The sequence below is a fragment of the Planomonospora antibiotica genome, assembly GCF_014647955.1.
In the GTDB taxonomy this organism is placed as follows: domain Bacteria; phylum Actinomycetota; class Actinomycetes; order Streptosporangiales; family Streptosporangiaceae; genus Planomonospora; species Planomonospora parontospora.
The window spans coordinates 20191-31941 of record NZ_BMQE01000061.1; the positions used below are offsets into that span (position 1 = coordinate 20191).

8 protein-coding genes are annotated in these 11751 nt (G+C 75.7%); 6 read left to right on the forward strand and 2 right to left on the reverse strand.

Features of this window, described 5'->3' with window-relative positions:
- Nucleotides 1-104 precede the first annotated feature (104 nt).
- Complete coding sequence (gene erm, locus IEZ06_RS32200; protein ID WP_373293975.1) at nt 105-860, forward strand: ErmE/ErmH/ErmO/ErmR family 23S rRNA (adenine(2058)-N(6))-methyltransferase; 756 nt, start codon at nt 105-107, stop codon at nt 858-860.
- Between the two features lie 180 nt (nt 861-1040).
- Here the strand turns inward: erm and IEZ06_RS32205 are convergent, their stop codons facing one another.
- A complete protein-coding gene (locus IEZ06_RS32205) occupies nt 1041-1673 on the reverse strand; it encodes an IclR family transcriptional regulator (RefSeq protein ID WP_189240448.1) in 633 nt (210 codons plus the stop codon).
- A gap of 224 nt (nt 1674-1897) precedes the next feature.
- Between IEZ06_RS32205 and IEZ06_RS32210 the strand changes: the two genes are divergently transcribed.
- The 4 genes from IEZ06_RS32210 to IEZ06_RS32225 are packed head-to-tail and all read left to right on the forward strand — an operon-like array spanning nt 1898 to nt 9856.
- Nucleotides 1898-3820, forward strand: a complete 1923-nt coding sequence (locus tag IEZ06_RS32210; protein WP_229799013.1) for a fatty acyl-AMP ligase — start codon at nt 1898-1900, stop codon at nt 3818-3820.
- On the forward strand, nt 3820-7233 hold the full coding sequence (locus tag IEZ06_RS36870; RefSeq protein WP_229799015.1) for an MMPL family transporter: 3414 nt from the start codon (nt 3820-3822) through the stop codon (nt 7231-7233). Before IEZ06_RS32210 ends, IEZ06_RS36870 begins: the two co-directional genes overlap by 1 nt.
- Complete coding sequence (locus IEZ06_RS32220; protein WP_189240449.1) at nt 7230-8642, forward strand: DHA2 family efflux MFS transporter permease subunit; 1413 nt, start codon at nt 7230-7232, stop codon at nt 8640-8642. Before IEZ06_RS36870 ends, IEZ06_RS32220 begins: the two co-directional genes overlap by 4 nt.
- The gene (locus tag IEZ06_RS32225; protein WP_189240450.1) at nt 8639-9856 is read left to right on the forward strand and encodes a glycosyltransferase; all 1218 of its coding nucleotides are present in this window, start codon (nt 8639-8641) and stop codon (nt 9854-9856) included. Before IEZ06_RS32220 ends, IEZ06_RS32225 begins: the two co-directional genes overlap by 4 nt.
- 45 nt (nt 9857-9901) lie before the next feature.
- On the opposite strand, the gene IEZ06_RS36875 is transcribed toward IEZ06_RS32225, so the two are convergent.
- Entirely contained in the window at nt 9902-10009 is a 108-nt protein-coding gene (locus IEZ06_RS36875; RefSeq protein WP_229799016.1) for a helix-turn-helix domain-containing protein, read from the reverse strand.
- An 89-nt stretch (nt 10010-10098) separates the two neighbouring features.
- Between IEZ06_RS36875 and IEZ06_RS32235 the strand changes: the two genes are divergently transcribed.
- Nucleotides 10099-11490 carry a hypothetical protein gene (locus tag IEZ06_RS32235; protein ID WP_189240451.1) on the forward strand — a complete coding sequence of 464 codons (1392 nt, stop codon included), beginning with the start codon at nt 10099-10101 and terminating at the stop codon, nt 11488-11490.
- The last annotated feature ends 261 nt before the right edge of the window (nt 11491-11751 follow it).

The window sequence follows — 11751 nt, forward strand, 5'->3', positions numbered from 1 at the left end:
CGCAGTCCTTCGCTCACGGAAACCACTCGCACACCCAGCGCGCCGTCCGCAACGGCGGCGGCCGTACCGGTGGCCGGACGGCCCGCGACCGGGACCGGCGTGTCCTGTCGCAGAACCTCCTGGCCGACCCGGACGCGGTCGCCCGAGTCGTCGAGGCCGCCGGCCCGCACGACCTGGTCCTCGAACCGGGCGCGGGCGAGGGCGTGCTGACCCAGGCGCTCGCCGAGACCTGCGGTCAGGTCGTCGGCTACGAGATCGACCCACTGCTCGCCGGGAAGCTGGCCGCCCGCACTTCGTGCGACGAGCGCATCCGCGTCGTCCGGGGCGACTTCCTGGCCGCCCGCGCGCCGCGCGAGCCGTTCGCGGTCGCCGGGAACATCCACTACGGGATCACCTCGAAGATCGTCGACTGGTGCCTGCGGGCGCCCGCGCTCACCTCGGCCACCCTGGTGACCCAGCTGGAGTACGCGCGCAAGCGCACCGGCGACTTCGGCCGCTGGAGCATGCTCACCGTGCGGACGTGGCCCTGGTACCGCTGGGAGCTGCTGGACGGCATCGGCCGCGAGGCGTTCCGGCCCGTCCCTGCGGTCGACTCCGCGATCCTGCGGATCGAACGCCGCACGGTAGCGCCCGGACAGGCCGCGCTCGGACAGGCCCCGCCTGACCTGCCCGGCTACCGGGACTTCGTCGAGTACGGCTTCACCGGCCTGGGCGGCTCCCTGCACGCGACCCTGCGGCTCCGCCACCCGGCGGACCGGGTCGAGGCGGCCTTCGCCACCGCGGGCGTCGCCCCGGACGCGGTCGTCGCCCACGTCCACCCCGACCGCTGGCGGGTCCTCTACGAGCACCTGCACCGGTGACCGTACCGCCGGGGGCCGTGACGTACTACGGTCCCCGGCCGTGCCCACGGTCACCGACCGCCGTCCCGGTGCACGAAGCCAGGGCGGCAGAGATCCTTTTCCGGGAAGCGCACCGTCGGACCGTTCGGCGGCGGTGCGCTTCCCGGAAAAGGATCACCGATGCCGTCCGTTCGACCGGGATCAGCCGAGGGCGCGGGCGAGGTCGGCGGCGGCGGTGGCGACGCGGGGGCCGACGGTGCCGGGGTCGAGCGGGGTGAAAGCGATCACGCCCACGGACGCCTCCAGCCAGGGGAGGCCGGGGACGGGGGCGGCGATGCCGCGGGCGCCCTCCTGGAGCTGGCCCTCGGTGGCGACGTAGCCGCCGCGGCCGGCGCGGAGGGCGAGGACGGCCCGGCCCGCCGCGCCCCGGTCGAGCGGGTGGCGGGAGCCCTCGCGGTAGGCGACGTGCATGTCGGTCCAGGACGGCTCGACCACCGCGACGGCCAGGCCCTCGTCGCCCTCGGCCACGGTGAGGTGGGCGGTGGCGCCCACCTCCTCGGCGAGCCTGCGCAGGGTGGGCAGGGCGCCCTCGCGGAGCAGCGGCTGCACGGCGCGCGCCAGGACCAGCACGCCGAACCCCAGGTGGACGCGGCCGTCGCCGTCGCGGCGGACGAAACCCTCGCGCTGCAGGGTCGTCAGCAGGCGGTAGACCGCGGGGCGGCTCAGCTCCAGCTCCGCCGCGATCTCGGTCGGGGTCCGCCCCCGGAGCTCGCCGGAGAGCAGGCGGAGCAGGCGCAGGCCGCGCTCCAGGGTCTGCGAGGATTCGGCCGCCATGCCCTCGATTATCGGGGTGGCCGGGCGGGCGCCTCGACGGCGGGGCGGTCCGCCGGCGCCCGGTCCCGCGCAGGGCCGGGCGGGGGTGCAGTGGTGCGGTCGGCGACCGGTTGTCACGGGGTGACAACCGGCGGCCGGGAATGTGCGGGCGCTTGGCAAGAACCGCGCGCGAGGCCTGCCGTAGCTTGCTAGATCCCTGCACTCCGGCGAGGGGACCTTCGAGCATGAGCGAGCCGCTGATCGCCCGGGTCGCGCGGTGGGCGGGAGAGATCCCGGACGCCCCGGCGTACACCTTCCTCGACTACTCCGCCGGCCGTGACGGGACCCGGCACACGCTCTCCTGGTCCCAGGTGGATCTGCGGGCCAGGGCGCTGGCCGTACGGCTGCGCGAGATCGCACAGCCGGGGGAGCGGGCGGCGATCCTGGCGCCGCAGGGGCTGGAGTACGTCGTCGCGATGCTCGGCGCGATGTACGCCCGGGTGGTCGCGGTGCCGCTGTTCGCCCCCGACCTGCCCGGCCACGCCGACCGGCTGGTCCGGGCCTACGCCGACGCCGACCCGGTCTGCGTGCTCACCGCGACGTCCGCGCTGGACGCCGTCCGGGCGTTCATCGACACCGGCTCGGCGCCCCGCCCCAAGCAGGTCGTCGCCGTGGACACCGTCTCCGGCCTGCTCGCCGACGAGTGGGAGCCCGAGCCGATCGGCCCCGGCGACCTGGCCTACCTGCAGTACACCTCCGGCTCCACCCGCGCCCCCGCCGGGGTGGAGATCAGCCACGGCAACGTCACCGCCAACGCCGAGCAGCTCTGGACCGCCTTCCGCGCCGTGCCGCGGGTGTCCACGGCGGCACTGTGGCTGCCGCTCTTCCACGACATGGGGCTGATCGCGACCATCGCCGCGCCGATCGTCGGCGGCAACCGGGCGGTCTTCATGGACCCGGTCGCGTTCGTCATGCACCCGGTCCGGTGGCTGCGGATGCTCGCCGACTACGGGGACGTCTTCACCGGCGGCCCGAACTTCGCCTACGAGTACACCGCGAGCCGCGTCACCGAGGAGGAGAAGGCGACGCTCGACCTGTCGGGGGTGGCGGTCATGCTCAACGGCGCCGAGCCGCTGCGGGCCGGCACGATCGATCACTTCTCCGAGGCGTTCGCCGGGTGCGGGCTCCGCCCCGAGGCGCACACCCCCGCCTACGGGCTGGCGGAGGCGACGGTGTTCGTCACCGCGATGGCCCGCGACCTGCCGCCGCGGACGACGGCGTTCGACCGGGACGCGCTGGCCGCCGGCCGGGCCGTGCCGTACGGCGGGCGGGGCAGGGCCGTCGAGCTGGTCTCCTGCGGGGTGCCGACGGGGCAGCGCGTCGCGATCGCCTCGCCGGACGGTACGGTCCTGCCCGACGGCGAGGTCGGCGAGATCCGGGTCCAGGGGCCGAACGTGGCGCGGGCCTACTGGCGGGACGCCGGGCACAGCGCCGAGGTCTTCGGGAGCGTGCTCCGGGGCGAGGAGGGGACCTGGCTGCGCACCGGTGACCTGGGCGTGGTCCACGAGGGAGAGCTCTACGTCACCGGGCGGATCAAGGACCTGATCATCGTCGACGGGCGCAACCACTATCCACAGGATGTGGAGGCCACCGCACAGGAGGCCGATCCCGCCGTCCGCCGGGACCGCGTGGCGGCGTTCGCCGTACCGGGGGAGGAGACGGAGCGGCTGGTCGTGGTGGCCGAGCGGTCGCGCAGGGCCGAGGGGAGGGACCCGGCCGAGGTGGAGGCGAACGTCAGGGCCGCCGTCGCGCGGGGCCACGACCTGCGGCTGGACGGGTTCGTGCTGGTGGAGGCGGGTGCCGTACCGCGCACGTCGAGCGGGAAGATCGCCCGCCGCGCGTGCGCCCGGGTCTACCTCGACGGCGGGTTCGCGGGCGCCCCGCCCGCTTCCGGCCCCGCTTCCGGCCCCGGTTCCGGCCCCGGTTCGGGCCCCGGTTCCGGCCCCGGTTCCGGCCCCGGTTCGGGTCCCGGTCCCGGTTCAGGTTCGGGTTCGGGTCCCGGTCCCGGTTCAGGTTCGGGTTCGGGCCCCGGTTCGGGGGCGGGGAGCGGAACCGGTCCGGGCTCCGCGTCCGGGACCGGGAGCGGCTCCGGGGACGCCGGCTCCTGATGTTCGAGTCGCTGGGGCGGTTCGTCCACCGTCGGCGCTGGGCGATCCTCGCGTCGGGGACGGTCTTCGCGGTCCTGGCGGGACTGTTCGGGCTGGGGCTGTTCGGCCGGATGACGGACGGCGGGTTCGAGGACCCGGGCGCCGAGTCGACCTCGGCCGCGCGCTGGAGCCAGGAGTGGTTCGGCGGCAGCTCGCCCGACGTGGTCGTGCTCTACACGAACCCGGAGATAGAGGCCCGCGACGAACGCTTCCGCAAGGACGTGGAGAAGGCGCTGGAGGCGCTGCCCGCCGAGCACGTCGCCGAGGTCTCCACCTACTGGAGGACCGAGGCGAAGGAACTCGTCTCCGCCGACGGCCACTCCACCTACGCCCTGGTCACCCTGAAGGGAGAGGAGCAGGCCCGGCAGCGCGGGTACGAGGCGGTCGAGGAGCGGCTCCGGCAGGCCCCCGCCGGGTACGACGTCCGGATCGGCGGCCGGATCCCGCTGCTGGCGGACCTCAACGCGCAGACCGCCGCCGACCTGCGGCAGGCCGAGGCGATCTCGATGCCGGTCCTGCTCGTCCTGCTCGTCGTGGTCTTCGGCAGCCTGGTCGCCGCCGGGCTCCCGCTCGTCGTCGGCGTGCTCTCGGTGGTCGGCGCGCTCGCGCTGCTCCGGCTGCTCACCGAGGTCACCGACGTCTCGGTCTTCTCGCTGAACGTCGTCACGATGCTGGGCCTCGGCCTGGCCATCGACTACTCGCTCTTCGTGCTCAGCGCCTTCCGCGAGGAGATCCGCCGGGGCTCGCCCGTGCAGGCGGCCGTCGTGCGGACCATCGCGACGGCCGGGCGGACCGTCGCCTTCTCCGGGCTGACCGTGGCGACCGCGCTCTGCGGGCTGCTGCTGTTCCCGCAGATGTTCCTGCGCTCGATCGGGCTGGGCGCGGCGGCGGTGGTGCTGGTCGCGATGGCGGCGGCGCTGGTCGTGCTGCCCGCGCTGCTGGCCGTGCTCGGGCCGAGGGTCGACGCGCTGAACGTGATGCCCGACTTCGGCCGCCGGCGCCGGGGCAGCTGGCACCGGATCGCGTCCAGCGTGATGCGGCGGCCCGTCGCCTACCTCGTCGGAGTCGGCGCGGTGCTGCTCGCGCTGGCCGCGCCGTTCCTGCACGTGCGGTTCGGCGGGGTGGACCACCGGGTGCTGCCCGAGCACTTCGAGAGCCGCCAGGTCGCCGAGCGGATCGACCGGGACTTCGCCAGGAACGCGATGGCGCCCATCGAGGTCGTCGTGCTCGTCGAACGCGACCTGGTCGGCCCGCTGACCGCCGCCGCGCCCGGGGCGCTGCCCTCGGAGGTGGGCGGGCGGCTCGGCCCGGTCGGCGTGGAGAACTCCGGGCCCGTCCCGGTCACCGAGGTCGGTCCGCTGGACGTGAAGGTCTTCGCGGACCGGCTCAAGGAGCTCGACCACGTCACCGGGGTCGACGTCACCGGGGTCTCGCAGGCCGGCGGCGCGGTACGGCTCGCGGTCCGCCACGACGGGGACCCGGCGTCGGACGAGGCCCGCGCGCTGGTCGAGCGGATCCGGGCGCTGCCCCCCGAACCGAACTTCCAGGACATGGTCGTCGGCGGGCCCACGGCCGCCCAGCTCGACCTGGAGGACAGCCTGACGGCCACGCTGCCGTGGACCGCGCTCGTCGTCTGCCTGATGACCGGTCTGCTGCTGTTCGCCGCGTTCGGGTCGGTCCTGCTGCCGCTCAAGGCGATCCTGATGAACGTCCTGTCCCTGGGCGCGTCCTTCGGCGTGATCGTCTGGGCCTTCCAGGACGGGAACCTGGCGGGGGTCCTCGGCTTCACCCCGACCGGGAGCGTCGAGGCGACGATCACCGTGCTGATCCTGGCGGTGGTGTTCGGGCTGTCGATGGACTACGAGCTGTTCCTGCTCAGCCGGGTGCGGGCGGAGTGGCTGCGGACCGGGGACAACACCGCGGCCGTGGCGATCGGCCTGGAGCGGACGGGAGGACTGATCAGCAGCGCCGCGCTGCTGCTGCTGGTGGTGATCGCGGCCTTCTCCACCGCCGGGATCACGATCGTGAAGATGCTGGGCGTCGGCATGTTCGTGGCCATCGTGGTGGACGCGACGCTGGTGCGGGGACTGCTGGTGCCCGCGACGATGCGGCTGATGGGGGAAGCCAACTGGTGGCTCCCGGCCCCCCTGCGGGACCTCCACCGGAGGGTCGGCCTCCGGGAGCACCACGACGTTCCGTACGGTCCCCCGCCCGCCTACGTGACGGTGGAGCGCGAGGACGGCCCGGTCGCCGCCCCGGGTACGGAGTTCCACGGGGCACGCGGCCTCCACGGGGTGCGGGACGCCCCCCGGGCCCTCCCCGCCCGGCCCGCGGAGGCCTCCCCGCGGCGGGTCCCGCAGATCACCCCGCCGCAGGTCCCGCGGACCGTGCGGATCCCGGAGGCCCTCCCTCCCGAGGCCCCGGAGGTCGCACGGGCCCCAGCGGTCCGGCAGGTCCCGGTCCCCCCGTCCGAGGTCCCGGTCCCCCCGTCCGAGGTCCCGCAGACCACCGCACCCGCACCCGCCCGGGAGGTCCGCGCGCCCGCGTCCGCGCCGCCACCCCGGCGGCACGGGTCGAATCCCTATCCGCTGCCTCCCCTCCCGGTCAACGGAGCGCCGAGGCCGCCCGCCCCGGCGCGCCCGGAGCAGGCCGTACCGGTGGATCCGGCGCAGCGGCGCAGGAAGGTGGTCAAGCCCAACCTCGACGGTCCCGGCTGGCACTGGGCGGAGGAGGGCACGGTCCCCTCACCGCCGCAACCCCTCTTGACCGTCGAGGGCGCCATGGGCCGCCCCCCGCGCACCCCCCTCCACTCACCGGTCCCGGACGACCGCCGCCCGGATCCGCCTCCGTCCGCCCCTCCGCCTCCGTCTCCGCTCTCCCCTCCGTCCGTCTCGGCGGCTCCCGGGCCGAGGCCGGGTCCCGTCCCCGCGCGGATCCTCCCGGTGATCAGTCCTCACCTCGTCGACCGGCTGGAGCCACCGGCACGGCGGCAGGACAGCAGGCCGATCGTGCCCATCAGCGGGCGCCTGGAGCCGACCGAGGAGTCGGAGGACACGGAGCCCGTGCCCGGACTGCCTGTGCCCGGACTGCCTGTGCCCGGACTGCCTGTGCCCGGACTGCCTGTGCCCGGACTGCCTGTGCCCGGACTGCCTGTGCCCGAACGGTCCGTGCCCCGAGCGCCTGCGCCGGGAGCCCCTGCACTCCGAGAGAGCCGGAACGGAGCGCCTGCGACCGAGCGCGCCGCGCCCCGGGAGGGCTGGAACGGAGAGCCGGAGAGGGACGGCGGCTGGGTGCCCGTCGGGCGGAGGGCGACGAGGGTGGTGCGGCCCACGCCGGACGGGTCGGGTTGGACCTGGGTGGAGGTGGACGAATGAGCGACCTCGCCGCGCGACCTGTCGAGCCCGGTGAGCCCGGTGAGCCCGGTGGGTCCGGTGGGTCCGCCGGGCCGGGCGGGACCGGCCGGCGCGGGCCGCTGCTCCTGGTCGTCGGCCTGGCCGGGTTCGTGACGACCCTGGACAACACGGTCGTCACGGTGGCCCTGCCCACTCTCCAGGCCGAGCTGGGCGCGTCCCTGGCGGTGCTGGAATGGGTCGTCACCGGGTACGTCCTCACCTTCTCCGGTCTGATGCTGGCCGGTGGACGCCTGGCCGACGTCTACGGGCGCCGCCGGATCCTCGTCGCCGGGCTCGCGGTCTTCACCGCCGCCTCCCTCGCCGCCGGGCTGGCCGGCTCGGCCGGCGCGCTCGTCGCGGCCCGGCTCGTGCAGGGCTGCGGGGCCGCGCTGATCCTGCCCGCGATGCTGGCCGTGGTGGCGGTCGCGGGCGGTGGGCGGGAGCGCTCGACCGGGGTCGCCGTCTGGATGGCCTCGGGGGCGGCGGCGCTCGCCCTCGGCCCGGTCGTGGGCGGTTATCTCGCCCAGCACGCCCACTGGAGCTGGATCTTCCTGCTCAACGTGCCCCTCGGCGTGCTGTGCGTGGCCCTCGCGGCGGTCGCCGTACCCGAGTCGCGCGACGGGACCGCCGCCCGCGTCGACGTGCCGGGGGTCGCGGCCTCGATCGCCGTGCTGTCGGCGGGCACGTTCGGCCTGACCTTCGCCGCCGAGCTGGGCTGGACCTCGCCGGTGATCCTGGCCGCGCTCGCGGTCAGCGTGGTCTCGGCCGTGGCCTTCGCCGTCGTGGAGCGCCTGGGCCGGGACCCCATGGTGGACCTGGCGCTGTTCCGGGCGCGGGCGTTCACCGGCGGGGTGATCGCCCAGGTGCTCTGGGGGCTGGGCGTCAACGGGGTGTTCTTCTTCACGGCGCTCTTCCTCCAGGGGGTCCTCGGCTTCAGCCCCACCGCCTCGGGACTCGCCTTCGTGCCGCTGGCGCTGCTCGTCGCCGTCGTCACGCCGCTGGTCCCGCTCGCCGAGCGCCGCCTCGGCGCGGCCCGCACGGTCGCGCTGGGGCTCGTGCTGGTGGCGGGCGGCATGGTCGCGGTGGCGTTCCTGCGGGCGGGCGACGGCTGGGCCGAACTGCTGCCCGCCGTGTGCGTGATCGGGATCGGCTCGGCGCTGACCATGCCGCTGGGCTCGGCCGTGCTGGGCGCCGTGCCCGAGGGGCGCGCGGGCGTCGCGGGAGGGGTGTTCAGCGTCGCGCGGGAGATGTCGGGGCTGTTCGGCATCGCGGTCGTCGGCGTGATCGTGAACGGTGCTGCGAGCTTCACCGCCGGCTACTCGACCGGCCTGCTCACCGCCGCCGGGCTCGTCGCCGCCGGAGCCGCCGTCAGCCTGGTGACGCTCCGGTGAGGATCGCGGTCCTGGCGTTCGGGTCGCGGGGGGACACCCAGCCGTGCGTGGCGCTGGGGGCCGGGCTCGCCGCGCGCGGGCACCGGGTGACCGTGGTCGCGGCGGGCAGGTACGGCGGGCTGGTCGAGGAGGCGGGGCTCGTGCCGAGCCCGCTCGGCGTGGACCCGCAGGGCATCGTGGAGTCCGAGGAGGGGCAGGCGTGGCTGCGGAGCGGCCCGGCCGGGTTCGTCCGCGGGTTCCGCCGGGTGGTGGAGCCGCTCGCCGAGCGGCTCGTCGCCGAGGTGGACGCGGCCTGCTCCGGCGCGGACCTGGTGCTGGCCCCGGCGCTGGGCGGGATCGGGCACCACCTGTCCGAGCGGTACGGCATGCCGTACGCGCTGCTGCACTTCCAGCCGAGCGAGCCGACCCGGGCCTTCCCCAACCCGCTGGTCCCGCTGCGCACGCTGGGGCCCTGGGGCAACCGGGGCAGCTACGCGCTGGTAGAGGGGCTGAGCGGGCTGCTGCTCGGCCGGATGACCGACCGGCTGCGGGCGCGGGTGCTCGGGCTCGGCCCCCTGCGGGGCGGGGTGTTCCGGCGGGCGCGGGCGGACCGGGTGCCGGTGCTGTGCGGGGTGAGCCCCTCGGTCGTCGCCCGCCCGGCGGACTGGCCGGAGCACGTCCACCTGACCGGCTACTGGTTCGCCGGACGGAGGTGGACGCCGCCGCCCGAGCTGGTGGCCTTCCTGGACGCGGGACCGCCGCCCGTCTACGCGGGCTTCGGCAGCATGGCCCCCGCCGACCCGGCCGCGACGGCGCGGGCGGTGGTGGCGGGACTGCGGGCGGCCGGGATGCGCGGCGTCCTCCAGGGCCTGCCGTACGGCGGGGCGGACGACATGCTCGTGATCGGCGAGGCGGACCACGCGTGGCTGTTCCCCCGGACGGCGGCCGTGGTGCACCACGGGGGCGCGGGGACGACGGCGGCCGGGCTCCGGGCCGGGGTGCCGTCGGTGGTGTGCCCGTTCTTCTCCGACCAGCCGTTCTGGGGCGCCCGGGTGGCCCTGCTGGGCGCGGGTCCCGCGCCGCTGCCGGTGCGCCGGCTCACCGCCGCCGCGCTGGCCGGACGGGTGGCGGCGGCCGTGCGGGATCCGGGGATCCGTTCGGCGGCGGCCCGGCTGGGGGAGCGGCTGCGCGCCGAGGACGGGGTCGCGCGGGCCTGCGCGGCTCTGGGCGTCTGAACGCCGTCCACCTGGGACCCGGCCCCGCACCCGCGGCCGGGTCCCTCAGGGATCGTGGACGAGCAGGTCACCGGGCCGGCAGTCGAGCTCGCGGCAGATCGCGCCGAGGGTGGAGAAGCGGATGGCCCGGTTCGGTGTCCCGGTGGGTGTCACGGTTTCCTGACAGAGCCTGTCCAGGCGGCAATGATCTCGGTAAGGTGCGAAATGACCGTTAAGACGGGCTATCCCGGGAGTTTCACGACATGCGACTCACTCTGCGGCGGGCCGTCGCCGCCGGTTCGATGCTCGCGCTGGTCGGCGCCGTGGCTCCCGCGGCGGCCGCCCACGCCCAGGACGACCCCCGCAGCTGCCGGGACCTGCTCGGCGCGGACACCCCGGCGTACGTCCAGTGCCACTGGCTCGCCACGCCCGAGGAGGCGCTCGGCGTCGCCCTGTTCTGGGGGGCGGACGACAACGCCAAGCTCAAGGAGGCGACGCCGTACCCGGGGCGGTTCATCGACTGCTCGGCGCCTGGAAGTTCCTGCCCGGCCCCGCCGGACGGCGGCGCCGAGGGCGACGAGAACTCCCCGCTCCCCGAGGACGCGGAGGAGGGCGGCACGCCCGAGTGCGAGACCGGCGGGCAGGAGTGCGCCGTCGGCGGCTACGAAGCCGGCGGGGACGGTACGGCGGCCGGCCCCGAGACGGGCACCGGCGCCCCGAGGACCGCGACCGGGCAGACCGGGCAGACCGCGCAGACCGCTCGGACGGGGCAGAGCGCGCAGGAGGGGCAGGCCGTGACGCCGCCGACCGCGGCGGAGATCGCGGCGGCCGCGCAGACCCCCGGCGGCCAGGCCGTCACCGCGGCGAGGACCACGGGCCTGCGGGTCTGGCTGGACACCGAGCTGGCCGACGACTGGAAGGCGGGTCCCGCCGCCTTCGACGCCGCGGTGAAGCGGGTCGGCGCGCTGGCCGCCCGCCCTGAGGTGGCCGGGATCAGGTTCTCCACCCAGCTCGGCTACGACACGACGTTCACCACCCACGAGGAGGTCGCGGCCTTCGTCGCCGCCGCCTCCGCCGCGCTGCGCCGGGCGGCCCCGGGCAAGCAGCTCGGCGTGCACACGGTCGTGCCGGAGTTCGCCTGCGGCGCCGTCGAGGCGTGCAGGACGGAGATGGCGAAGAAGTACCCGCTGCTGGCCCCGGAGCGGATCGAGTCCTACCTGAGCGCCGGGGGCGTCGACCAGATCACCTTGGACGGCGGCCTGCTGCGCGGTGGCTACACGGCCTGGAAGATCGACGCGAAGACGGCCCGGCGCAACCAGTCGATCCAGCTCCGCGCCCGCGCCTGGGACGTGCTCGCGCAGGTGGCCGCCGAGGAGACCGGCCTCGTCGGCGACGTGAGCGCGCAGGAGGTCGCCGACCGGATCGCCACCCCGCTCCGGGACGGCGCCGCCCAGCAGGTCAACGTCTGGACCCGGCTCCAGGACGGGCAGGGCGGGGCGGAGCGCCTGACCGCCTGGGACGCGCTGAAGAGGCTCAGCCCGCTCCAGCGCCGGATGGCCGCCGTCTACGACCCGGCCACGCCCGAGACGGATCCGGCCGCGGACCTCAAGAAGCTCGCCGAGGTCTTCGGCCAGGTGTACCTGACCACCGCCTGATCCACGGAGGCCGCGCCGGAAACGATCGCCATGGCGTGACCCGGATCGGGATGCGGTCAGGCCGGGGATCCGGGCTCATCGGTGGCGACGGGGCCAGCGGCCGGCCCGCTGGTCAGGCGGTGCCGTACGGCTCGGCGCGGGCCTCTGCCGGTGCCGCATCGGGCGAGGTTCGCCCCGTCGCCCGAGTTGCCGTCCCCCTCTCCGGAGCCCGCTGTTGACATCACGAGCCGCGGGCCGACAGGCTCAGGCGGCATGGACGAG

What these genes read in the sequence shown, in the direction of transcription:
- IEZ06_RS32205 (WP_189240448.1), bottom strand. Translation starts at nt 1,673, where the DNA reads ATGGCGGCCGAATCCTCGCAGACCCTGGAGCGCGGCCTGCGCCTGCTC.
- IEZ06_RS32210 (WP_229799013.1), top strand. Translation starts at nt 1,898, where the DNA reads ATGAGCGAGCCGCTGATCGCCCGGGTCGCGCGGTGGGCGGGAGAGATC.
- IEZ06_RS36870 (WP_229799015.1), top strand. Translation starts at nt 3,820, where the DNA reads ATGTTCGAGTCGCTGGGGCGGTTCGTCCACCGTCGGCGCTGGGCGATC.
- IEZ06_RS32220 (WP_189240449.1), top strand. Translation starts at nt 7,230, where the DNA reads ATGAGCGACCTCGCCGCGCGACCTGTCGAGCCCGGTGAGCCCGGTGAG.
- IEZ06_RS32235 (WP_189240451.1), top strand. Translation starts at nt 10,099, where the DNA reads ATGCGACTCACTCTGCGGCGGGCCGTCGCCGCCGGTTCGATGCTCGCG.